This is a genomic window from Actinomycetospora chlora, from assembly GCF_039542135.1.
Taxonomy (GTDB): domain Bacteria; phylum Actinomycetota; class Actinomycetes; order Mycobacteriales; family Pseudonocardiaceae; genus Actinomycetospora; species Actinomycetospora chlora.
In genome coordinates, this window is sequence record NZ_BAABHO010000019.1 from 26,819 (window position 1) to 49,091 (window position 22,273).

At 75.3% G+C, this 22,273-nt stretch carries 21 protein-coding genes and 1 pseudogene; 16 read left to right on the top strand and 6 right to left on the bottom strand.

What is annotated here, in order from left to right; all coding sequences use genetic code 11:
- The first annotated feature begins 27 nt into the window (after nt 1-27).
- On the top strand, nt 28-930 hold the full coding sequence (locus ABD994_RS13575) for a universal stress protein (RefSeq protein WP_345415170.1): 903 nt from the start codon (nt 28-30) through the stop codon (nt 928-930).
- 76 nt (nt 931-1,006) lie between these two features.
- Here ABD994_RS13575 and ABD994_RS31680 read toward each other — a convergent pair.
- A pseudogene (locus tag ABD994_RS31680) lies at nt 1,007-1,399 on the bottom strand (STAS domain-containing protein); the annotation flags it as partial.
- 260 nt (nt 1,400-1,659) lie between these two features.
- Between ABD994_RS31680 and ABD994_RS13580 the strand changes: the two are divergent.
- Nucleotides 1,660-2,175, top strand: a complete 516-nt coding sequence (locus tag ABD994_RS13580) for a MarR family winged helix-turn-helix transcriptional regulator (protein WP_345415173.1) — start codon at nt 1,660-1,662, stop codon at nt 2,173-2,175.
- A gap of 69 nt (nt 2,176-2,244) precedes the next feature.
- On the opposite strand, the gene ABD994_RS13585 is transcribed toward ABD994_RS13580, so the two are convergent.
- A complete protein-coding gene (locus ABD994_RS13585) occupies nt 2,245-2,958 on the bottom strand; it encodes a helix-turn-helix transcriptional regulator (RefSeq protein ID WP_345415176.1) in 714 nt (237 codons plus the stop codon).
- 157 nt (nt 2,959-3,115) lie between these two features.
- On the opposite strand from ABD994_RS13585, the gene ABD994_RS13590 reads away from it, so the two are divergent.
- The 6 genes from ABD994_RS13590 (at nt 3,116) to ABD994_RS13615 (ending at nt 9,641) form a co-directional block, all read left to right on the top strand.
- Entirely contained in the window at nt 3,116-3,694 is a 579-nt protein-coding gene (locus ABD994_RS13590) for a DUF2231 domain-containing protein (RefSeq protein ID WP_345415179.1), read from the top strand.
- Nucleotides 3,691-4,164, top strand: coding sequence for a hypothetical protein (locus tag ABD994_RS13595; protein WP_345415182.1), 474 nt, complete (start codon nt 3,691-3,693; stop codon nt 4,162-4,164). The genes ABD994_RS13590 and ABD994_RS13595 overlap by 4 nt, the downstream gene beginning before the upstream one ends.
- A gap of 52 nt (nt 4,165-4,216) precedes the next feature.
- On the top strand, nt 4,217-5,464 hold the full coding sequence (locus ABD994_RS13600) for an NAD(P)/FAD-dependent oxidoreductase (RefSeq protein WP_345415187.1): 1,248 nt from the start codon (nt 4,217-4,219) through the stop codon (nt 5,462-5,464).
- Between the two features lie 380 nt (nt 5,465-5,844).
- On the top strand, nt 5,845-7,128 hold the full coding sequence (locus ABD994_RS13605; RefSeq protein WP_345415190.1) for an ammonium transporter: 1,284 nt from the start codon (nt 5,845-5,847) through the stop codon (nt 7,126-7,128).
- Nucleotides 7,129-7,217: 89 nt separating this feature from the next.
- Entirely contained in the window at nt 7,218-8,993 is a 1,776-nt protein-coding gene (locus tag ABD994_RS13610; protein WP_345415193.1) for an HD domain-containing protein, read from the top strand.
- Between the two features lie 39 nt (nt 8,994-9,032).
- Entirely contained in the window at nt 9,033-9,641 is a 609-nt protein-coding gene (locus ABD994_RS13615; RefSeq protein WP_345415196.1) for a DUF1707 SHOCT-like domain-containing protein, read from the top strand.
- Between the two features lie 2 nt (nt 9,642-9,643).
- Here the strand turns inward: ABD994_RS13615 and ABD994_RS13620 are convergent, their stop codons facing one another.
- Nucleotides 9,644-10,276 carry a GAP family protein gene (locus ABD994_RS13620; RefSeq protein WP_345415200.1) on the bottom strand — a complete coding sequence of 211 codons (633 nt, stop codon included), beginning with the start codon at nt 10,274-10,276 and terminating at the stop codon, nt 9,644-9,646.
- Nucleotides 10,277-10,625: 349 nt separating this feature from the next.
- Between ABD994_RS13620 and ABD994_RS13625 the strand changes: the two genes are divergently transcribed.
- The 4 genes from ABD994_RS13625 (at nt 10,626) to ABD994_RS13640 (ending at nt 17,557) form a co-directional block, all read left to right on the top strand.
- Nucleotides 10,626-11,756, top strand: a complete 1,131-nt coding sequence (locus ABD994_RS13625) for an epoxide hydrolase family protein (protein ID WP_345415203.1) — start codon at nt 10,626-10,628, stop codon at nt 11,754-11,756.
- 84 nt (nt 11,757-11,840) lie between these two features.
- Nucleotides 11,841-13,043 carry a CoA transferase gene (locus tag ABD994_RS13630; protein ID WP_345415206.1) on the top strand — a complete coding sequence of 401 codons (1,203 nt, stop codon included), beginning with the start codon at nt 11,841-11,843 and terminating at the stop codon, nt 13,041-13,043.
- A gap of 100 nt (nt 13,044-13,143) precedes the next feature.
- Nucleotides 13,144-16,320 (top strand): protein kinase domain-containing protein, encoded by a 3,177-nt coding sequence (locus tag ABD994_RS13635; protein WP_345415422.1) that lies wholly within the window; start codon nt 13,144-13,146, stop codon nt 16,318-16,320.
- Between the two features lie 82 nt (nt 16,321-16,402).
- The gene (locus ABD994_RS13640; RefSeq protein WP_345415209.1) at nt 16,403-17,557 is read left to right on the top strand and encodes a cobalamin-independent methionine synthase II family protein; all 1,155 of its coding nucleotides are present in this window, start codon (nt 16,403-16,405) and stop codon (nt 17,555-17,557) included.
- Between the two features lie 20 nt (nt 17,558-17,577).
- Here ABD994_RS13640 and ABD994_RS13645 read toward each other — a convergent pair whose 3' ends face one another.
- Nucleotides 17,578-17,916 carry a hypothetical protein gene (locus tag ABD994_RS13645; RefSeq protein WP_345415212.1) on the bottom strand — a complete coding sequence of 113 codons (339 nt, stop codon included), beginning with the start codon at nt 17,914-17,916 and terminating at the stop codon, nt 17,578-17,580.
- Nucleotides 17,917-18,276: 360 nt separating this feature from the next.
- Between ABD994_RS13645 and ABD994_RS13650 the strand changes: the two genes are divergently transcribed.
- Together ABD994_RS13650 and ABD994_RS13655 are read left to right on the top strand one after the other, a co-directional pair.
- Nucleotides 18,277-18,684, top strand: coding sequence for a hypothetical protein (locus ABD994_RS13650; RefSeq protein ID WP_345415215.1), 408 nt, complete (start codon nt 18,277-18,279; stop codon nt 18,682-18,684).
- The gene (locus tag ABD994_RS13655) at nt 18,681-19,544 is read left to right on the top strand and encodes a MarR family transcriptional regulator (protein ID WP_345415218.1); all 864 of its coding nucleotides are present in this window, start codon (nt 18,681-18,683) and stop codon (nt 19,542-19,544) included. Before ABD994_RS13650 ends, ABD994_RS13655 begins: the two co-directional genes overlap by 4 nt.
- Before the next feature lie 22 nt (nt 19,545-19,566).
- Here the strand turns inward: ABD994_RS13655 and ABD994_RS13660 are convergent, their stop codons facing one another.
- Nucleotides 19,567-20,181, bottom strand: coding sequence for a DUF305 domain-containing protein (locus tag ABD994_RS13660; protein ID WP_345415224.1), 615 nt, complete (start codon nt 20,179-20,181; stop codon nt 19,567-19,569).
- Nucleotides 20,182-20,370: 189 nt separating this feature from the next.
- Here ABD994_RS13660 and ABD994_RS13665 point away from each other — a divergent pair, with 189 nt between their 5' ends.
- Complete coding sequence (locus tag ABD994_RS13665; RefSeq protein ID WP_345415227.1) at nt 20,371-20,769, top strand: DUF302 domain-containing protein; 399 nt, start codon at nt 20,371-20,373, stop codon at nt 20,767-20,769.
- Nucleotides 20,766-21,314: a flavodoxin domain-containing protein gene (locus ABD994_RS13670; RefSeq protein ID WP_345415230.1), complete on the top strand. Its 549-nt coding sequence runs from the start codon at nt 20,766-20,768 to the stop codon at nt 21,312-21,314. The genes ABD994_RS13665 and ABD994_RS13670 overlap by 4 nt, the downstream gene beginning before the upstream one ends.
- 19 nt (nt 21,315-21,333) lie before the next feature.
- Here ABD994_RS13670 and ABD994_RS13675 read toward each other — a convergent pair whose 3' ends face one another.
- The gene (locus ABD994_RS13675; protein ID WP_345415233.1) at nt 21,334-22,272 is read right to left on the bottom strand and encodes a M48 family metalloprotease; all 939 of its coding nucleotides are present in this window, start codon (nt 22,270-22,272) and stop codon (nt 21,334-21,336) included.
- Between the last annotated feature and the right edge of the window lies 1 nt (nt 22,273).

Consider the following 22,273-nt stretch of genomic DNA (forward strand, 5'->3'; position numbering starts at 1 on the left):
GTGTCCCGGACGAGGAGGCGGTGGACCATGGTCGATCGCGCAGAGCCCGCCACCGGCGTCGTCGCCGGCGTCGGCGGCAACCCGGCGACGCTGCGAGCGGTCAGATGGGCGGCCCGTGAGGCCGCCCGCCGCGGTGTGGGCCTCGACCTCGTCCAGGTACTGCCGCCGTCGCACCACGACCACGTCCTCGAGGCGCCGCAGGGACGCGCACGGGCCCTGCTCGAGCAGGGCCGTCACGTCGCCGCCGCCTCCGCGCCCGACGTCCCCGTGCGCCTCTCCGTGGTCAGCGGCGTCTGCGGGCCCGCCCTCGTCCACGTCGCGGAACACGCCGAGCTCCTGGTCCTGGGCTCCCGTACCGCCGCAGCTGACCTCGACCTCACGGTCGGTCGCGTCGTCGGGCACGCGATCGGCCACGCCCGGTGCCCTGTCGTGCTGGTCCCGCAGATCTGGGACCCCGCGGCGGCGCACGCGGGCAACGTGCTCGTGCACGTCGACGGCACCCGCGAGGCGGTCGGCGCTGTGGCCTTCGCCGCCGACGTGGCCGACCGTTGGGGGGCACCCCTCCAGCCGGTCGCCGTCGGGGCCCGCCGTGGAGCCGGGGCCGACGAGCGGGCGATCCGACAGCGGCTGGCGGACGCCGCCGCCGGGACCACCGATCGCCATCCCGACCTCGCGCTGCACGAGACCGTGCTGTGGGGCAACGCTGCCGAGGCGATCCTGCGGGAAGCTCGTGGCCGGGCTCGGCTCATCGTCCTGTGCTCACGTGGACTCGGGGCGCTCACGGCGTCTCTCCTGGGGACGACCACGCAGGCGGTGGTCCGCATGGCGAGCTGCCCGACCGCCGTCCTGCCGCCCGAGGTCGCCGAGGTCTGGCCGGCGCGCGCGGTCGGTCGGGTGACGGAGGACGTGCCACCACCCGTGCTCCGGTAGCCCGCCGTGGCGTGCGCGGCCCCACGCGGCCGACGCGACCTCGGCGACGCTGGCCGAGCTCGATCGCGAGGGCGGTCGGCACGTCGTACAGCTCGACACGCGCCTCGCGGGTGAGGCAGCGGATGCGCAGCCGGGCGAGCGCGCGGACGAGTACCGGGTCGCACCCGTCGAGTCCGGAGAGGTCGACGACCAGCTCACGGCACGCCGCCCTCGGCAGCTCGTCGGCGAGGGCCCGGAGGAGCTCGCGGGAGCACTGCTCGAAGCGCCCGCGCAGGGCGAGGGCGACGCACCCGGCGCCGTACCGGCACAACCCCATCGCCCCGCGCCCGTCGCGGGTGACCGGCTCGGCCCGGGTGCGGGCCTCGGTGACGGCGGCGCGTCGGCGCGCGGTCAGGTCGGCGGGCAGGTCGACGTCGTCGAGCGCGGGCGCGTCCCAGGGGCGTGTGCGCGCATCGGGGTCCAGGGTCATGGTCGGGTCCCCCTCGCGCCGCGGCCGGGTCACTCCCAATCGCTACTATCGTACGTCGTGCATAGCGCACGACAAGCTGCTGGCGTGGGTGACCGACGTCGGGGGCTGGTCGCCGTCGCGATCGCCGCCGGCGGGTGGTGGGCCACCGGAACCGCCCGGCGCGCGAGCGCTTGTCGTGCCGGATGATGATCGTGCAGGGTGCGCGGCGACGTGCGGGGCCGATCTCCACCGCTGTCGGGACCACGATGGGACGAAGGACGATGACAGAGCCAGCCGGGACGTCCGTGCCGGAGCGGTCCGGGAGGATCGAGGACCGTGCCGGCGCGGTGTTCGCCGATCGTCTGGAGCTCGCCCTGCGCGGGCTGCTGGAGCTCAGCGTCGGCGTGCTCAGCCTCATGGAGGAGAACGTCTCCCCGTCCCACCTGCGGGCCCTGCAGTCCCTCGATCACCTCGGCGGCGCGAAGGTCACCGTCCTCGGCGACGCGCTCGGCGTCCCGCCCTCGACGGCCAGCCGGATCAGCGACCGGCTCACCGCCGCCGGGCTCATCACCCGCGAGGTCGCGCCCGACAACCGCCGTGCCACCTGGCTCGAGCTCACCCCGGCCGGGCGCAAGGTGCTCGCCGACCTGGCCGACGCGCGGGCGAGGGCCCTGGAGCGCGTCACCGAGGCCATGACCCCGGACGAGTGCGACGCATTCCTGCTGGGGGCGGAGGGTTTCGCGCGCGCCTACGAGTCGCTCGACGGCGACGGCGAGTCGCCCGGCGCGGGACGGTGACGCCCCGCACGATCACCGCCGGCGTCCGTGCTCCGACACCGTCGAGCCCTGACCCGCGGCCGGTCGTCCTCAGCCCGAGAGCGTCACGCAGCACTCCCGCGGCTGGGGTGTGAGCGTCGCCGTGACGGTGTCGGCCCGCAGACCCTCGAGCAGCCCGGTGATCAGGGCGTGGTTGAGCGCGCACACGAGCTCGGGCGCGGCCCCGGCGTGGGGACGGAACGGACAGTTGCGCAGGGTCAGCCCGGTGGGGTGCTCGCGGCGCGGCTCGAAGCCGAGGGCGGTCAGTGTGGCGCCGGCGGCCGTCAGCGCCCGCTCGGTGCCGAGCCGCCCGGGGCGCGTCCGCTCCCGCTCGGCGGTGCCCAGCTCGCGACCCCGACGATGGGCGACCGCGGCGACGGTGCTCGCCCCGCCGTTCCCGGGTGGGTCGAGGGCCTCGACGAGGATGCCCGCGAGGAGGTCGGGGGACCGGCTGGGGATGCTGACGCCGACCTGCGCCTCGCTGGGGCGGTAGACCTTCGGGCGACGGCCCACGCGGCGGACCCCGCCGGGAGCCGCCACCTCCGCGTGCAGGAGCTCGACCTCGACGAGCTTGTCGAGGTGGAACCCGGCGAGCTTGCGGGAGATGCCCACGGCGGCCGCGGCCTCGTCGCGGGTCACCGGGCGCCCCGCGGCGCGGACGATCTCGTACAGCCGCCGGCGGGACTCGTCGCCCAGTGCGGCCACCGCGGCCACCGCCTGCGACGACGGGAGCTCCACGGACGCCGGCACCGCTTCGGGTTCCACCTCGCCGAGCCTACGGGCCATGCCGTCGCACGACCATGGACCATGATGGTGGTCGTAATCGACTCCGGACCCCGATGAGCAGCAACCTTGACCGGCTCAGCTGAATGAGCCCATACTCGTTTGCTCAATCATGGTGGGCCGCGGGGTGGTCGGCGTGGTGAGCAGCGAGAGTCGGGCGGGCCGCCCGGGCCGGCGGCCGATCGCCCCGCCGGCGGAGGCGAAGCAGCCCGTCAACGCCGCGCTCGCCGGGCCCTACGGGCACCCCTGGCACCCGCTGCTCGTGACCGTGCCGATCGGGGCGTGGGTCGCGAGCCTGGTGTTCGACGTCGGGTCGTTCGTGGTGCCGGCCGCGGGCTTCCTGGTGGCGGGATCGCGCTGGCTGATCGCCCTGGGCGTGCTCGGCGGGCTCGCCGCCGCGCTGGTGGGCGCGCTCGACCTGCTGGCGATCCCCCCGCACACGCCCGCCCGTCGCACGGCCGTTGCCCACATGGTCCTGAACCTGGTGGTGGTGGCCGCCTACGTCACGGGCTTCCTCTGGCGCCGCGGGACCGAGGGCGCGAGCACGGTCGGTGCCGGCCAACTGGCCCTGTCCGTCGTCGCGGTGGCCCTGCTCGCCGTGTCGGGCTCGCTGGGTGGCCGACTGGTCTTTCGGTTCGGCGTCCGCGTGGCCGACGAGCGCACGCAGGTGACGGGTTACCGGGACGTCCGGGACGAGGTCGGAGAGGAGACGGCGTGATGGTCACGGCAACGGTCGCCCTGGTGGCCTGGGCACTCACCGCGATCGGTGGGTTCGTGATGCTCGGGCGCTGGGTCGCCCGCGGCGGACTGCGCCAGCAGCACGGTGGGACCTCGCGGCTGCCGGCGGGCGCCGTCTTCTCCCACCTCGCCCTCGCCGCCGTGGGCCTCGTCCTCTGGGTGGTGTACGTCCTCGCCGACGTCGAGGCGCTCGGCTGGATCGCGCTCGCCCTGCTCGTGCCGGTGGCCGCACTCGGGCTCGCGATGCTCGCGCGGTGGCGGCAGGTCCGGCGCGCTCCCCGGACGGTGGCGACGGGTGCCGGCGGCACCTCGCCGGGAGCGGCGGCGCACGAGGGCGAGGCGCCCGCCGAGCGGTACCTGCCGGTCGCGGTGGTGGTCGGGCACGGGCTCCTGGCCGTCGTGACGGTCGTGCTCGTGTTGCTGGCCCTGCTCGGCGTCGGTGCCGCGTGACGTGACCGCGCCCGCCCCCTGACCCACGGTCACCGCGGAAGGAGACGAGGACATGGCGGACGACGACGGGACGATCGTGATCGTCGGGGCCGGACTGGCCGGGGCGAAGGCCGCGGAGACCCTCCGCGGGGAGGGGTTCCGCGGGCGGGTGGTGCTGATCGGCGACGAGGACGAACGGCCCTACGAACGCCCGCCCCTGTCGAAGGAGTACCTGCAGGGTCGGGCCGAGCGCGCGAGCACCTTCGTGCACCCGGGGGAGTGGTACGCCGAGCACGACGTCGAGCTGCGGCTGGGCGTGCCCGTCGCGGCACTCGACCGCGACGCCCGTGAGGTCGTGCTGACCGACGGCGGCCGGGTCGGCTACCGCACGCTGCTGCTGACGACCGGCTCCTCGCCCCGGCGCCTGGGCGTTCCCGGCGCCGACCTCGACGGCGTGCACCACCTGCGCACCCTCGGCGACAGCGACCGGATCGCCGCCGCGCTGCGCTCCTCGTCGCGGACGGTCGTCGTCGGGGGCGGGTGGATCGGCCTCGAGGTCGCGGCCGCGGCGCGGATCGCCGATGTCCCGGTGACCGTGCTCGAGTCCGCCCCACTGCCGTTGCTGCGGGTCCTCGGTCCCGAGATGGCCCAGGTGTTCGCCGATCTCCACCGCGAGCACGACGTCGACCTGCGGTGCGAGGTCGACCTCGCGGAGATCCGGGGGCGCGGGGGGCGCGTGGAGGGCGTCCGGCTGGGTGACGGCACCGAGATCGACGCCGACACCGTCGTCGTCGGCATCGGGATCACACCGAACACGGCGCTCGCCGAGGCGGCCGGTCTGGAGGTCGACGACGGTGTCGTCGTCGACGAGGTGCTGCGCACGTCGGACCCCCACATCCGCGCGGCGGGCGACGTCGCCCGGGCCTGGCACCCCGTCCTCGGCCGGCGGTTGCGGGTCGAGCACTGGGCCAACGCCCTCAACGGTGGGCCCGCGGCGGCGCGCGCGCTTCTCGGGACGGGTGCCGCCGACGACCGCCTGCCGTACTTCTTCACCGATCAGTACGACCTGGGGATGGAGTACACGGGCTTCGCCGCCCCCGGCGAGTACGACGAGGTGCTGGTCCGCGGCGACCTCCCCGACCGCGAGTTCGTGGCGTTCTGGCTCGCCGACGGCCGGGTCCGCGCCGGGATGAACGTCAACGTCTGGGACGTGACCGGTCCGATCGGCGACCTCGTCCGGTCGGGCGCGCCCGTCGACCGGGCCCGCCTCGCCGACCCCACGGTGCCGCTGGCGGACCTCGCCGCCGCGGCGGCCCGCTGAGGCGGGCACGTCGAGCGCCGGAGGAGGGACGACGATCGCCGCTGCTCAGCGGCCGAGGTAGGGCTCGTCATCACCGACCTCGACCACCTGCGGGGTGGCCTACCTGGTGTTCCAGGGCCGCAAGGAGCTGCTCCTCGAGCACCGCAGGATCGGGCACGGCGGTGATCCTCGGTGTCGTTCTCGTTCCTCCTCTGCCGCCCCAGCGGCACCCGGGCGCGCCGGGACGGCCACCCGTACCCGGCGGCGGGCTGTGATGTCACCGGCCCGTAACCGGGGGCGCGACTGTCCGAAATGTGGTCACCACAGGGTCTGCGACCGAATTGACCGCATGAGGAAGGAACGCGCCCGACGTGGAACTCGACAGCGGAACGATCGCCTGGATGTTGACCAGCTCCGCGCTGGTCCTCCTCATGACGCCGGGGCTGGCCCTGTTCTACGGCGGCCAGGCGCACGCGAAGAGCGTGCTCAACATGATGATGATGGTGTTCTCCACGTTCGCCACGGTCGGCGTCCTGTGGGTCATCGTCGGCTACTCGCTGGCCTTCGGCGACGACGTGGGCGGCGGCCTGCTCGGCAACCCCGCCCAGTACTTCATGCTGTCCAGCCTCCTCTCGGAGACCGTGCAGACCGACGGGCTGCCCGACATCGCGTTCGCCGCGTTCCAGGCGATGTTCGCCATCCTCACCGTGGGCCTGATCGCCGGGGCCGTGGCCAACCGCATGAAGTTCAACTCGTGGATGGTCTTCTCCCTGCTCTGGGCGCTGGTCGTCTACTTCCCGATCGCCCACTGGGTGTTCGACCTCGACGCCGGGTGGATCGCCAACGGCATCGGCGCGGTCGACTTCGCGGGCGGCACCGCCGTGCACATCAACGCGGGCATGGCCGCGCTGGTCCTCGCCCTCATCCTGGGCAAGCGGAAGGGCTGGCCGAACGACTCGGCGCGCCCGCACAACCTGACGATGGTCATGCTCGGCGCCGGCCTGCTGTGGTTCGGGTGGTTCGGGTTCAACGCCGGGTCGGCGGCGGTCGCGAACTTCGCCGCGTCGTACGCGTTCCTCAACACCGTCGTGGCCACCTGCACCGCCATCTGCGGCTGGCTGATCATCGAGCAGGTCCGGGACGGCAAGCCCACCTCGCTGGGCGCCGCGTCCGGCATCGTCGCGGGTCTGGTCGCGATCACCCCCGCCTGCGCCGCGGTGACGCCGCTGGGGGCCATGGCCATCGGGTTCATCGCGGGCCTGGCGTGCGCCTTCGGCGTCGGCCTGAAGTACCGGCTCGGCTTCGACGACGCGTTCGACGTGGTCGGCGTCCACCTCGTGGGCGGCCTGGTGGGCACGCTGCTCATCGGCTTCTTCGCCTGGGAGGGCTCCCCGGCGGGTGCGGGCGGTGTCTTCTACGGCGGCGGCTGGGGCCAGCTCGGCGTCCAGGCCGTCGCCGCCCTCGCGGTGATCGCCTACTCCGGCATCCTGACGGCGGTCATCGCGCTGATCGTCAAGGCGACCATGGGCCTGCGGGTGGACGAGGACAGCGAGGCGGTGGGCATCGACGAGGGAGAGCACGCGGAGGCGGGCTACGACTTCCTCGGCATGAACAACCGCACCACGAACGGTGCGACGCCGCCGCCGGTCACCTCCGGCGCGACGCAGACCGTGGACGCCCCGTAGCGGCACCGGTCGACCGGGCCGCCGCCCTCCCGCGGGAGGGCGGCGGCCCCGGCGCCGTGGTCGACCCGGAGGACCGGAGGACCGGGATGGTGGCAGCGAGGTCGGACCCCGGGGGACCGGGATGGTCGCGCCGGGGTGGACCCGCCGCGGTCGCCGGCACGGCGGCCGACCTGGACGGTGCCCGTCGCGCGTTGCTGTCGCCGCCGCCGGGCGCGCGTCGCCTGGACCCCGCGTCCCTGCGGGAGGTGCTGGTCGAGCTGTACGACTTCTGGCTGGTGCGCCGGGCGGCCGCGATCGGGATCGCTGACGGGGCGGCCCTGGTCGCGACCGGCGCGCTCGGACGGCGCGAGCTGGTCCCGTGGTCGCGACCACGGCTGCTGCTGGTGCGCGACGGGACGCGATCCGGCCCCGACGCCGGGGAGGCCGGCCGGGTCGCGGCATCGCTGTGGGCGCCGCTGCGGGACACCGCCGCCGGGGCGGACACCGCGGTCGCGACGGTGGGCGAGGCCGTGGCCTCCTCGCTCCGTGACCTCGACGCCGCGCTGGGCCTTCTGGACGCGCGGCTGATCGCCGGCGACCCGGCCACGGCCGAGCGCCTCGCCGCGACCGCCCACCAGGCGTGGCGGGCGGGCATCGGCGACCGGTTCGACCACGTCGTCGGCGCCACCTGCGCGCGGTGGGCGCGCGCCGGGGAGGCGGCCGTCCAGATCGCTCCCGACCTGCGCGAGGGCCGCGGCGGGCTGCGCGACCTCCGGCTGCTCGACGCGCTGGTGACGGCGAGGTGGGTGGACCGCCCGGCGGTGGACGTCGAGCCGGCGCGGGCCCTGCTGCTGGACCTGCGGACCGAGCTGCACCGGCGCAGCGGGCGCCCCCGCGACGTGCTGGACGCCGACGACGCACAGGCGCTGGCCGACGTCCCGGAGCTCCGCTTCGCCGACCGCGTCGCGCTCGCCCGATCACTCTCGGCGGCGTCGCGCACGGTCGCCCACGCGCTCGACGTCGCGCTGCGGCCGGCCGTGCCCACGGCCCGCCGGTGGGCGGCCCGTCGCCCGCGGGCCGCCGGGATCGTGGAGGACGGCGGTGCGGTCGCGCTCGCCCGCGGCGCGCGGATCGGGCGCGACCCGGGCCTCGTCCTGCGGCTGGCCGCGGCCGCCGCCACGACCGGGCGGCCCCTCGCGGTCGCGTCCGTGCGGCGTCTCGCCGAGGCCGCGCCCGAGCTGCGGGCGCCGTGGCCGGAGTCGGCGCGCGCGGAGCTGCTCGCCCTGCTCGGCGCGGGCGGGACGATGGTCGAGGTGATCGACACGCTCGACCGCGGCGGGCTGTGGGGGCGGTTGTTCCCCGAGTGGAGCGCCGTGCGCGACCTGCCCCCCGGCGACCACCGGCACGCGTGGACCGTGGACCGCCACCTGCTCGAGGTGACCCGCCACGCCGCGGAGCTGACCGCTCGGGTGCCGCGCCCGGACCTCCTGCTGATCGGCGCGCTCGTGCACGACCTCGGCCGGGGCGGCGGCGGGGACCACACCGCCCGCAGCGCGGTGCTCGCGCGACGGATCGGCCTGCGCGTCGGCCTGCCGGACGCCGACGCCGAGACGCTCGCGCGGATGGTGCGCCACCACCGCCTGCTGCCGCTCACAGCGTTGCGCCACGATCCCGAGGACCCGGCGACGGCCCGGAGCGTCGTGCGCACCCTCGGCGCCGACCCGGAGCTGGTCGAGCTCGTCGCGGCGCTGGCCGAGGCCGACGCGCGCGGGACCGGCCCCCGCGCCTGGAGCCCGTGGCGGGCCGCGCTCGTCGACGACCTCGTCGGGCGGTGTCGCGCGCTCCTGGGCGGCGGGCCCGGCACGGTCGAGCCCGGGGTGCGGTGAGCCTCCCGCCGACCGCCGGCGCTGCCTACCATCGGCACGATGAGCGGCTCCGGTCGAGGCGATCCCGGTGCCCGCGCCTCCGCCGACGAGCGGGAACGCGCCGCCGGGCTCGTCCGGGCGGCGGTGGACGACGGCCGGCTGGCCCCCGCGCAGGGCGACGCGCGCCTGGCCGGCATCGCGGCGGCGGTGCACCGTGAAGAGCTGCGGGCGTACACCGACGACCTCGTCGCGGTCTCCCCGCCACCCGTCGAGGACGGGCCGCCGCCGGCGACCGGGTCGGAGTCACCGACGTCGTCGGTCAGCCTCCTGCGCGCCACGGTCCGGCGCGGCGCGTGGGCGCCGGGACCGGAGCACACGGTGCTCGCGTTCATGGGGGGCGCGGAGCTGGACCTCCGCCACGCGCGTCTCGATCCGCGGGGCACGACCGTCCGCGTCTACGCGATCATGGTCGGGGTGGTGATCGTCGTCGGCCCGGACGTCGAGGTGCGCTGCGACGGCCGGGGCGCGATGGGCGGCTTCGCCGACCTGTCCGGTCCGCCGACGACCCCGCCACCGTTCGGGGCGCCGTCCCTGCACGTCACCGGCGCCGCCATCTGGGGCGGCGTCGAGATCCGCCGGCGGGAGAGGGACCTGATCCCGCCGACGTAGAGCTACGCCAACCGCGGGATCGCGGTGATGATGAGGTAGCCGCCCAGCGCGATCGCCGCCACGCAGATCAGGGTGCGGCCGTGCCGGGACAGCCACGCGTTCGCGCCCCGCACCGTCCGGAGCGTGGCCTCGGGCCAGAGGGCGTGGGCGGCGATCGGGAGCTCGGCGAACAGCATGAAGAGGACGGCGACGAGGACGACGCTGGCGGTGGTGGCGACCGGGCCCGCGTGACCCTTGGCAATGGCGTGCAGCGATGCCAGGTAGAACGGCGACGGCGTGTACATGACGAGCCCGATCCCGAACACGGCGAGGACGCCGAGCTCGCGGCGCCGTACGCGCTCCTCCTCGTGGCGGGGCGGGCGCAGGGCGACCCACGCGGCGACGACGAGGAGCGCCACGCCGATCGCGACGTCGATCCACGGGGAGACGGTCGGGTGCCGGGAGCTCTCCAGGTCGGTGTGCTGCAGCAGCAGGACAACGGCGAACCCGACGCCCAGCGTGATGACCACGGCGCCGGACAGGAAGACCAGGGCGCGTGTGCGGGGTTGTGGCCGGCCGAGGATGAACGACACGAACAGCAGCGCCTGGGGGTAGATCGCCGCGGCCAGCGCGGCGGGGACGGCCTGCGCCAACATCGCCCACCGTCCCTCGACGACCGGTACGACCCGGAGGTTGGCTGCGACGCCGGCACCCGGCATCACCTGGCGGGGGTGAGCAGCCTCGGCGGTCGACGTCCGGCCTCTCCACCACCCGGAGGAGGTCGCCGGCGCGGGCGTCACCACCTCCGCGCTCGAGGGCGCGGCGCCCACGGGCGCGCCGCCGAGGGCACCTCCAGGGCAAGATCGTGCTCACCGTTGCGGACGGGACGTCGCCGGGCTCCGTCCAGCCCTGCTCGGTCGGGGCCGCGGCAGTCGGCAGGGCCTCGGCGCAGGACGGCCTCGAGCCCGGGCGAGGCCCTCGTCCCGCAGGAGGAAGGAGCACGCCGTGACCCCGGAGCCGTTCGAGGTCGGCGTCGGCGACGCCGAGATCGCGGACCTGCGCGAGCGCCTGCGGCGCACGCGGTGGCCCGAGCCCGCGACGGTCGACGACTGGTCCCAGGGGGTGCCGCTGGACTACGTGCAGGAGCTCTGCCGCAGTTGGGCCGAGGACTACGACTTCGGGTTCGCGGCGCGGGTGAACGCCTTCCCGCAGTTCCGCGCGACCGTCGACGGGCTCGGCGTCCACTTCCTGCACGTCCGCTCGCCGGAGCCGGACGCGTTCCCGCTGGTGCTCACGCACGGGTGGCCGGGCTCCGTGCTCGAGTTCCTCGGCGTCCTCGGCCCGCTGACCGACCCGCGGGCGCACGGCGGCGACCCGGCGGACGCGTTCCACGTCGTGGCGCCGTCCCTGCCCGGTTACGGCTGGAGCGACAAGCCGTCGGCCCCCGGCTGGGGCATCACCCGCACCGCCCGGGCCTGGGACACGCTGATGGTCTCGCTGGGCTACACGCGCTACGGCGCGCAGGGCGGTGACTGGGGATCGGCGGTGTCCGGCGCGCTGGGCGAGGTGGCGCCGGAGCGGGTCGCCGGAGTGCACCTCAACCTGGGGGCCGTGGCGCTGGGCGGCTTCGACGACCCGACGCCCGCCGAGCGGGCCAACCTCGCCGCCGCGGAGGAGTTCGCCCGCACCGGCCGGGGCTACTCCGGCCAGCAGGCGACCCGGCCGCAGACGCTGGGCTACGCGCTCACCGACTCGCCGGCGGGGCAGGCCGCCTGGATCGCCGAGAAGTTCTGGGCGTGGACCGACAACGACGGCCACCCCGAGGACGCCGTGTCCCGCCAGCAGATCCTCGACGAGATCTCGGTCTACTGGTTCACCGCGTCGGCCACGTCCTCGGCGCGCCTCTACTGGGAGAGCTTCGCGCACTTCCGGGACCCCGTCACCGCGCCGTGCGGGCTCTCGGTCTATCCGCGGGACATCACGCGGCCGTCGCGGCGGGAGGCCGAGCGACGGTTCACCGACCTGCGCTGGTTCGCCGAGATGCCCCGCGGCGGCCACTTCGCCGCGCTGGAGCAGCCGGCGTCGCTGGTCGAGCAGGTGCGGGGATTCTTCCGTCTCGTCCGCCGGGAGCCGTGAGGCCCGCCGCTCTCCCGCGCCCGCCGGACCTTCCTCGACTGGTAGGACACCAGGGCCAGGGTTCGTCGAGCGTCCGGAGTGAGCATGCGTCCGCTGGACGGCCTGCAGGTCGTGGAGTGCGCCAGTTTCGTCGCGGGACCTACCGGGGGACTGACGCTCGCCCAGCTCGGCGCCTCGGTGATCCGCATCGATCCCCTCGGCGGCGGGCCCGACCACAACCGCTGGCCGGTCGCCGGCGCGGCCTGGGGCGGGGAGTCGCACTACTGGGCCTCCCTGAACAAGGGCAAGCGGTCGATCACGGTCGACATGCGCTCCGAGGAGGGCCGCGAGCTCGTCCTGGCGCTGGCCACCGCACCCGGCGACGACCGCGGTGTGCTGGTCGACAACGTCGTCGGACGGCGCTGGATGGCGAACGACGTGCTCCGGGAGCGGCGGGACGACCTGGTCCACGTCCGGGTCCAGGGCTACCCCGACGGGCGCCCGGCCGTGGACTACACGGTCAACGCCGAGGTCGGCATCCCCGGGATCACCGGCAGCACGGAGACCGGCCGGCCGGTGAACCACGTGCTCCCGGCGTGGGACCTCGCCACCGGCCTCAGCGTGTCCACCGCGGTGCTCGCCGGGCTCCACCAGCGCGCCCGCACCGGGCGCGGGGTCTACGCCGAGATCGCGCTCGCGGACGTGGCGCTGGCCGGGGTGGCCAACCTCGGCTGGCTGTCCGAGGCCGCCGACCGCGGCGGGGAACGTCCGCGGCACGGCAACCACGTCTACGGCAGCTTCGGCGTCGACTTCGGCTGCTCCGACGGCGAGCGCGTGATGGTCGTGGCGCTGACCCCGGCCCAGTGGACCGCGCTCACGACCGTGACCGGGACCGAGGCGGTGTTCGCCGCCCTCGAGCAGGCCCTCGGCGCCGACCTCACCGACGAGACCGAGCGCTACCGGTTGCGCGACACCCTCGCTGCGGTGCTCGCGCCGTGGTTCGCCGCGCGGGACTCGGCCACCGTGGAGGCCGAGCTCAAGGCCGCGCGGGTGCTGTGGGGCCGGTACCAGGGCATGGCCGACGTCGTCGCCGAGTACCGCGCGGGCCACTACCCGGTGTTGGCCGACCTGCGCCTGCCGGGCGGCGCGCGCGGGATCACCGCGCGCACCCCGATCCGCTGGGACGGCGACCACGGCGAGCCCGGCGCCGCTCCGGTCCTGGGCGCCGACACCGACGCCGTGCTCGCCGACGTCCTCGGCCTCGGGGAGTCCGAGATCGGCGCCCTGCACGACCGCGGCGTGCTGTAGACGGACGTTGCGGACGATCCCGGCGGAATGGCTAGGGTCACAGCTGTTCGATCAGCGCGGGTGGGGCGGGCGGCGGTGGAGGTATCGCGGCGTGGGGGAGATGTTCGGCCCGTACCGACTCGACGGGCTGATCGGGGCCGGTGCCATGGGCGAGGTCTACCGCGCGCGCGACACCCGCAAGAACGACCGCGTCGTCGCGGTCAAGCGCATGCGCACCGCGCTGGCGACCGACGACGAGGACCGCGCCCGCTTCCGCCGCGAGGCCGAACTCGTGGCGGGTCTCCGGAACCGCAACGTGGTGTCGATCCACGACTACGGCGACATCGACGGGACCCTCTTCGTGGAGATGGCGCTCGTCGAGGGCGTGGATCTCCGGCACGTCCTCGACGTCGAGGGGGCCCTGGAGCCGGCGCGGGCGGTGCGGATCGTCACGCACGTGGCGAAAGCGCTCGATGCCGCGCACCGGCGATCCTTGACCCACCGCGACGTCAAGCCGTCGAACATCCTGCTCGAGGACGTGCCCGACCCTCACGGTGTCGGCGGGGATCCCGACGACGACGAGGAGTTCGCCTACCTCATCGACTTCGGCATCGCCATCGAGAAGGACGCTCCCCGGCTCACCCAGCCGGGACTGGCGAACGGCACCGTTCTGTACATGGCGCCCGAGCAGGCCAGCGGGAGCACGACGATCGACGCCCGCGCCGACGTCTACGCGCTGGGTTGCGTGCTGTACGAGGCACTGACCGGAGAGCCCCCGTTCTCCGGACGGAACATGTACAAGCTGCTGAACGACCACCTGAACACCGCGCCTCCTCGACCGAGCGCCACGGTCCCGGGACTCCCTCGAGGGTTCGACGACGTCATCGGCCGGGCGATGGCGAAGGACCCCGACGACCGGTACCAGAGCTCCGGCGCGCTGGCCCGGGCCGCGCGGGCGGTGCTGGTCGACGCGGGCGCGCAAGCCCGCGACGACCGGGGAAGGCCGCGGGAAACCCGTCCGCCGGCGTCGGACACGCCGGTGGGCGCTCCAGGCGAGGAGGCGATCGCGCACGACGGCGAGGTCACCGCGCCCTCGGAGATGGTCGATCTCGGGCGCCGGCTCGCCGCACAGGGAGAAACGCTCCTGGCCCAGGCCTGGTTCGAGACCGCAGCAGACTCCGGGGATCCCGAGAGCGGTCTGCAGGCGATGGTCCACCTCGCTGCGTTGCTCGCCGAGCAGGGGGCGACCACCGACTCCAGGGCCTGGTACGAGCGAGCGGCCGCGTCCGGGCACGCCCACCACGCCCCGATGGCGATGGTCGACCTCGCCGAGCAGCTCGAGCGCCAGGGCGACCAGGCCGGCGCCCGCACGTGGTGGAGCCGGGCGGCCCGGTCCGGGCACGCCGAGGCGGGCCCTCGTGCCGCGACGAGGTTGCAGGCGCTCCTGGCCAGGCAGGACGTCGTGTCGCGGCCGCGGCACGGAGCCGGCTCCTCCGCTCTCCACGGTGGCAGCGACGGCTCGCCGGGTCTCGGCTGGGCCCTGGCCATCGGCGTCGGGAGCGCGTCGACCCGCGCCGCCGTCGTGACCGACCCGGACACGCCCCGCCCGGAGCTCGTCGATCTCGACGGAGCGCGCCGCATGCCGTCCGTGGTGTGCCTCGGCGCGGACGGCACCCTGCTGGTCGGGCGCGACGCGGCCAACGAGGCTCGGCTCGCCCCGGACCGCGCCGAGCCCGACCCCTTCCGGGCCCTCGCGGCCGCCGAGCACGTCCTCCTGGGCGGCGTGCGCGTCGCAACCGTGGACCTGGTGGGGGCGCTGCTGTCGGGCGTCGCGCGGCGGTCCGTCCGCGCTCCCGGGCGTCCGCCGGAACGCGTGGTGCTGACCCACCCCGCGACCTGGCCGCCCGGTGGGGTCGAGCAGCGCCGGTTGCGCCAGGCCGCCGAGCGGGCGCGGCTGGGCCGCGTGGAGCTGCTCGCGGATCCGATCGCGATCGCCCAGCACGTCCGGCACGCGTTCGACCGCGTCCCGGACGCCGGCCTGGTCGCCGTGCTCGACCTCGGCGTGACCACCCTCGACACCGCCGTCCTGCGGTGGAGCGGCGATGCCGTCGAGCTCGTCGGGACTCCTCTGCGCGACGACTCGCTCGGCGGCGACGCCTTGGACGCCGCGCTGATGGGGTTGATCGCCGAGCGGGCCCGGGCCGCTGACGTCCAGGGCTGGACGAGGCTGTGGGAGGACACCGGGCTGGCTGCGGAGCGCGCACGGCAACGGTTCCGCAGCGACGTCACCGGGGCACGGGAGATGCTCTCCACGAGGCTCTCCGTGGACGTGTTCGTGCCCGGGGCGAGCAAGGAGATCCGGGTGACCCGGCAGGACGTCGAGCGCGCCGTCGAGCCGGTCCTGCGGCGGGTCATCGACCAGGTGGAGCGATCGATCGCTTCGGCGGACGCGACGTCGGGCCAGCTCGCCGACGTCTACCTGGCTGGCGGCGCCACGAGGACGCCGCGGATCACCGCCCTGGTGGCGGACCTGGTCGGCCGGGTTCCCACGACGACGGAGGCGCCCGAGCTCCAGGCGGCGCTCGGAGCCTTGGTCGCTCCGCCGAGTCGGGGCGCCCGTCGTGCTGAGGCTCCGCACGGCGCCGCGCGGGGCGGCCCGGCCCTGCGCTACGCGGCCCAGGCCGATCGCGGCCTCGAGAAGCCGGCCAACCACGACTCGATCTACGCGGGTCCCCGCCTGCTCGCCGTCGCGGACGGAGGCGCCGATCGCCCCTATGGTGACGCCGCCTCGAAGCTGGTGGTGGCCGCGCTGGTGCCGCTGGACGACGAGCCGAGCGGGTCCGGAGGGAACGAGGCGCTGTCGGCGGCCATCGCCGCCGGCGACGGTGCACTCCGCGATCTCATGGCGAAGGAGGCCGCTCTCGATCTCCAGAGCTCGGTGACGGCACTCGTCGTCCGGGGAACGGACGCCTACCTCGGTCACGCGGGGTCGTCGCGGGCGTACCGCCTCCGTGACGGGGAGCTGACCCAGCTCACCGACGACGGTCCCGATCTCGTCGGCGCGGGCGACCGTCGGTGGGCGGTCCACCATGTCACGGTGCGGCCGGACGACCGCTATCTCCTCTGCACCGACGGTGTCCACCGTCATCTGGCGCACGACCAGCTCCACGACGTCCTCGACGGCGGCGGCGACGTGTGGTCCGCCTCGAACAGCTTGGTCGAGCTGGCCCTGGGGCGTGGCGGCGCCGACAACATCGCCCTCGTTGTCGCGGACGTCGTCGACGCGGACGGGACGTAGGGAGTTCCGCGACCGGGAACGCCCGTTGACCACCGCTCCGCGCGCTCGCGAGGCTCCTGGGTCGAGAGGCAGGAGGTCGCCGGTGACCCGCATCCGCACCACCCACGTCGGGAGCCTCGTCCGGCCGCCCGAGCTCGTCGAGATCCTGCGGGCCCGGGAGCACGGGCAGAGCGTGGACGCGGACCGCCACGCCGAGGTGCTGGCGCGGTCGGTCGACGACGTCGTCGCGCGGCAGGTGGACATCGGCATCGACGTCGTCAGCGACGGCGAGTACGGCAAGTCCGACAGCTGGTCGCGCTACATCCGCGAGCGGCTCGGGGGATTCACCGTCACGGAGCCGGCGGGGGCGGTGACGGCGCGGTCCAACGTGCCGCCGGGCACCGACAAGCGCCTCTTCGGGGAGTTCTACGCCGAGTACGAGGCGTCGCAGGGCTTCGTCGGCGGGGGAGGGGAGTGGACGGCGACCTCGCCCGTGCACTACACGGGGCACGCGGCGATCGGGCGCGACATCACCAACCTGACCCGCGCGGCCGAGAAGGCGGGCGCGCACGGGGCCTTCCTGCCGGTGGTCGCGCCCGCGAGCGCCGTGCCGCGCCCGGTCCTCGACTTCTACTCCTCGGACGAGGAGCTGCTGGTCGCGGTCGCGGACGCGCTCAACGAGGAGTACCGGGCCGTCGTGGACGCCGGGCTCGAGGTCCAGGTCGACGACGCCCACTTCGCGATCACCTACGACACGATGGGCGGCGACCTCGCCGCCTACCGGGCGTGGGCCGAGGTGCGCACCGAGGCGCTGATCCGCGCGCTCGACGGCATCCCGCCCGAGCGGGCGCGCTACCACGTGTGCTGGGGGAGCTGGAATGCACCGCACGTCGGCGACGTCGCCCTGCGCGACATCGTCGACCTGGTGCTGCGGGTGCCGGTCGGCACCTACTCCCTCGAGCAGGCCAACCCGCGCCACGAGCACGAGTGGCGCGTGTGGGCCGACGTCGAGCTGCCGGCGGGCAAGGTGCTCATGCCCGGGCTGATCAGCCACGCGACCAACGTCGTGGAGCACCCGGAGCTGGTCGCCGACCGGATCGTGCGGCTGGCCGAGCTCGTCGGGCCGGAGCGCGTGATCGCGAGCAGCGACTGCGGCTTCGCCCAGGGCCCGCTCGTGCGCCGCGTCCACCCGTCGGTGCAGTGGGCCAAGCTCGAGGCGCTCGTCGAGGGAGCGCGCCTCGCGTCGGTACGTCTCTGACGGTCGGCTCCGGGTCCGCGTCAGGACGCGGCGGGCGCGCGGCGGTCCGGACCGGACTCGAGCGCCGCGCGGAAGTAGACGTGCATGAGGGCCGCCCAGTGGCGGTCGTCGGTCGCGCCGAGGTCACCGTCGCGTGCGCGGTCGAGACCCGCGGGGTGGTGCCAGCGACCGGCGATGTCGTCGGCCAGGGCCTGCAGCCGTAGGGCGTCCACCCGGGCGTCGTCGGCGAACACCCCGGGAACCCGTGACAGGACCGCGGCGAGCCCGCGGAGGGCGGCGGCGGCCTCGCAGGGGGCGGAGGCACGGAGGTAGTCGTCCTCGACGTACCGCTCTTCGGGGTCGTGCATGGTCGAGGACATGGAAGCCGTCCCGTCGGAGAAGCGATGGACCGGCGCCAGGATAACCTCGACCATTTCCCTGGCGAAACGCCACGACGTCGCATGTCGAGCCAGTCGTCGCAACGCTGTACCGCACTGTTCCGCGAATGACCGAATCGCCGACGATACGACCGTCGAATCGTGCGACTCCCGCACCACCTCGTTCGGCGAAGATCGTCCGCGCCGATCACACAAGGGGCCCGGGCCACCGGTCGTCGGGACCATCGACCCTGTCCGAGCGACGCCTCGATCGCCCTCTGAGCTGGGGTGGCGACGTCCGCCTCCTCGATTGCTCCGGGCGGTCGACCGTCGGCCCGGGCCGGCCCGGCTACCGTGACGACGATGACGCACGTCGGTACCACCACCCGACCCTGGCCGCTCGGTGAGCCGCCGGAATTCTCGGAGAAATCGTTGCTGGACATGCTCGAGGTCGCCGCCGCGGAGCATTTCGACGAGCTCCGGTTCGGGCTCATCGTCACGGATCGCCAGGGTGTCGTCGTCGGGTACAACAGGTTCGAGTCCGAGCGTGCGGGCATCCGGCGCGACAAGGTGGTGGGCCGAGATCTCTTCATCGAGGTCGCGCCCTGCGTGAACAACTACCTCGTGGCCGAGCGGTACCACGAGGAGGACGCGCTCGACGAGGAACTGGACTACGTCTTCACCTTCCGCGTGCGCCCGACACCGGTGCGGCTGCGGCTGCTGGCGGCCGCCGGCTCCGAGCGTCAGTACCTGGCCATCCGGTCGCGATGACCGCGACGCCCCCGGGAACAGGATCGCGCGACGACGAGCTGGAGGACCTCCTCCTGTTCTTCTACCGGTGCCCGGTCGGTCTCGTCGAGATCGACGACGTCGGCCGGGTCGTGCGGATCAACCCGGCCGCGGCACGAATGCTGACACCCGCGCTGACCGCGGAAGAAGATCTCTCCGAGCTGTACCGGCCACTCGGGCGGCTGTGCCCGGAGCTGCTCGGTCTGATCACCGACGAGCCGGCGCGGACGGGTCCGCTGCACCCGGACCGCCGGATCGTCGTGCAGGCCGGGGGCCCCGACCGCGGCCAGGTCGAGCTCCGTGCGGTGCGGGTCGACCACGGTCGCGTGATGCTCACCTGCACCGACGTCACCGAGGAGCAGCGACTCGCCCGACGCACGCTGACCCTCGCCCGGCGGCTGCGGGACGTCGTCGCCGCGACCACGGGGTACCGCGCCGCGGCGGCGCGGAGCCTCGAGATCAGCGTCAGCGGGGTGATGGCCGTCGAGGAGCTGGTCCTCCGTGGCCCGCGCACGCCCGGCGCCCTCGCGCGCGGGCTGGGCCTGACGCCGACCACGCTGACCACCACGATCGACCAGCTCGAGCGGGCGGGGCTGGCCCTGCGCACGCCCCACCCCGACGACCGCCGCAGCCTGGTGGTGACCCTCGCCCCCGGGGTGGAGGACCGTATCGGCCCCGTCCTCGACCTGCTCACCGGCGGGGTGGACCGCATCGCCGAGGGTGCCGCCGCGGCCCACGACAACGACATCGCCGCCGTCCTCGACGCCGTGACCGCCGCGCTGCGGACCCGCGTGGCCCTCCGTACCCCGACGCGGACCGCCGCCGCGCCCGAGACCACCTAGCCAGGGGACGGGCGCCTCCGGCTCAGGCCGTGCCGAGCAGCCCCTGCATCTCGCGGATCTCCTGCTGCTGCGTGACCTCGATCGCGGCGGCGAGGCGCTTCGCGTCCGCGTTCGTACCCCGGACGAGCTCGTCCCGGGCCATCGCGACCGCGCCCTCGTGGTGCTCGATCATCATCCGCAGGAACATGCCGTCGTAGCCGCCGAGGCCGGACGCCGGGGCGGGGCCGCCCCGCGCGCCCGGCATCCCCGGTCCAGGTCCAGGTCCAGGTCCGGGTCCGGGTCCGCGGTCGCGCACCGGACCGGGCACCCACGGTCGCGGGAGCCCCCACGCGTCGAGCATGCCCTCCAACAGCCCGATCTCCGCGGTCTGCGCGTGGTCGATCCGCGCGGCCAGGTCCCGGACCTGCGGGGACGCGGCCCGCACCTGCGCCTGCCGGGACATCGCGACCGCCTGCACGTGGTGGGGGATCATGCCGCGCACGAACGCGACGTCGGCGGCGTCGTGGTCCGGGGCGGTCACGACGCCCGTCGGGGGCGGCGCGGTGCCGCCGCTCGGCGGGCCGGAGCAGCCCGCGACCGCGAGGGCCGCGGCGAGGGCGGCGGCGGTGACGACACCGGCGGTGGTGCGGGTGCGCATGGGTCCTCCTCGGGCCGCTCGGCGCGATCCCAACGGTGCGGCCCCGCGGCGACCCAGGGCCGAAGGGCCCGTCGCACCAGGGTCCGGTGGTCGCGGGCGCGCCACTCGACCCCGACACCAGGGACCGAGGTCCCTGGCCCGGCGACAGAGATCGGATCACGGTCGGCGGGGCCGACGAGGGGAGCGACGATGGAGGTCCGGCTCGACCTGCCCTACGCGGAGGCGGTCGCGCGGGTGCGCGAGGCGCTCGCCGCCGAGGGCTTCGGGGTGCTCACCGAGATCGACGTGCGGGCGACGATGTCCGCGAAGCTGGGCGTCGAGTTCGAGGACTACGTCATCCTCGGCGCCTGCAACCCCCAGCTCGCGCACCGGGCGCTCGAGGTGGACCGCTCGGTGGGTCTCCTGCTGCCCTGCACCGTCACGGTGCGGGCCGACGGTCCTGCGAGCGTCGTCGAGCTGCTGGACCCGCAGACGATGGTGCAGGTCACGGGCCTCGCCGGCCTGGGCCCGATTGCCGACGAGGCCGGCGCCCGCCTCGAGCGGGTGCGCCGGGCGCTCGCCCGCCACGCCGTGGGGGCCGCGCCGTGAGGGTGCTCGTCGGTTACGCCTCCGCGCACGGCTCGACCCGCGAGATCGCCGAGCACCTGGGCGAGCGCCTCGAGCGCTGGGGTCTCGCCACCGCGGTGCAGGAGCTCGCCCACGCCACCGATCTCGGCTCCTTCGACGCCTTCGTGATCGGCAGTGCGGTCCACGACCAGCGCTGGCTGCCCGAGGCGCGTGCCTTCGTCGCGGAGCAGGCGCCGGCCCTGGCCGCCCGGCCGCTGTGGCTGTTCAGCGTCGGGATGCCCGCGGCCCTGCGCACACCGTGGGACGGCCTCGCGCGGGTGCTGCAACCGCCGTCCCTCGTCGCCGAGTTCGCCGACCGGGTGTCGTTCCGCGACCACCTGGCGGTCAGCGGGGTGGTTCGCGACGAGCACCTGGGGCTCGTGGGGCGTCTGGTGATGCGGGTCGTCACCCGCGGGCCCGGGGACTACCGCGACTGGGCCCGCATCGACGCGTGGGCGGACGGCATCGGCCGCGTCCTCGCGTCCCTGCCCGTGGTCACCGACCGCGGGAGCGCCGGCCGCCCCTGACCCGGCCGGCGTGAGACCTCTAGCGGAGGGGGGCCAGGAGGTGGTCGAGATCCACGGCTGCGTGCCCGACGAGCGCCGCCGCCCCGAGGGCCAGCCCCACGAGCAGCCCGCCGATGACCGCGCCGCGCACGGTCCCGAGCGCCGGCGGCCCGGGCGCGAGGAGGGCGGCGACCCGCCGGGGGACCGGGCCGGCGATCACGCCGAGGGCCGGCGGTGCCGGGGGCCGCGCAGCCCTGCCCGCCGCGGCCAGGGCCACCGCGCCGACGGTGCGGGCCGTGGCGCGCCGGTCGCGGACCTCGGCCGGGTCGTCCTCCTCGGCCCACCGCTCCAGCGCGTAGTCCGCGGCCGCGGCCACCGGGGCGACCAGCGGGTTGGCCGCGACGGCGAGCGCCAGCGCACCGCGGTGGAGGTGGTGGCGCCCGCGGAGGTGCGCGCGCTCGTGGGCCAGGACGACGGCCCGCCGCTCGGGACCGAGCGTCGCCCACGTCCGGGCGCAGACCAGGACGTGCCCGCCCCGCACCGGCACCGCGCACGCCGGGGTGTGCGCGTCGGTCACCAGGAGCGGCTCGCCCGCGGTCGCCCCGGCGGGGACCGCGGCGGCCGCGGCCCGGTACTGCGCGACCAGACGCCCCAGCGCGGCGACGACACGGACCGCGAGGGCGACCACCACGACGCCGGCGACGAGCGCCGTCGCCGGCGCGAGCGAGTCGTCCGCGGGCAGGTCACTGATCGACCACGAGTCCCCGGGCCCCGACGCCCAGCCGGCGAGCCCGGCGGTCACCAGCAGTACGAGCGCGAGGGTGCTGCACGTCGCGAGCCCGACGCCGAGCAGCGTGAGCAGCCGCGCGACGGTGGAGGGCCGGAGGTGGTCGGCGACGAACACCGCGCCGGGCCGCACCCGCGGTGCCGCCACGACGAGCACCGGCACCAGCAGCGCCAGGTAGACCGCGACGTGCACC